This is a genomic window from Pseudomonas sp. HY13-MNA-CIBAN-0226, from assembly GCF_040310305.1.
Taxonomy (GTDB): Bacteria; Pseudomonadota; Gammaproteobacteria; order Pseudomonadales; family Pseudomonadaceae; genus Aquipseudomonas; species Aquipseudomonas gregormendelii.
The window spans coordinates 1-351 of record NZ_JBEOPS010000105.1 but is presented as its reverse complement, the minus strand read 5'-3'; the positions used below and the strand labels follow the sequence as shown (position 1 = coordinate 351).

Below are 351 nucleotides of genomic sequence, written 5' to 3'. Positions count from 1 at the left end.
ATTTAGCCGTGCGTCAGACTCGTCAGCAGGACGCTTGTCTGCGGCAACGGCTATTACTGATAGTAAAGGTGAGGCGCGTGTGGTCTATCAAGCCAATGCTAGCTCTCCTATCGGCGGAGTAATTATTAATGCGCGTTTATTACAAGATAATGCAAATATTGGTAGTAAGACCACTAATCTCACTGTATCGAAAGAGGCTGTATACACCACTTTAGCATTCTCTAATAAGTTATCTTCTGATGATATTTACTATACGGTACGGGGTTCGATATCTGTCATGGATGGCTCAGGTCGTGCTGTAGCGAATCAAGAAGTGTCAATTAAGTCTTATGCAACGGAATATGCTCAAGG

The 351-nt window shown here is 43.3% G+C and carries 1 protein-coding gene; it reads left to right on the top strand.

The genetic code is table 11. The features are described 5' to 3' along the window. Window positions 1–34 precede the first annotated feature (34 nt). Window positions 35–351, top strand: a 317-nt coding sequence (locus AAEZ05_RS27965) for a hypothetical protein (RefSeq protein WP_350649807.1), incomplete at its 3' end; no start/stop codon positions are given.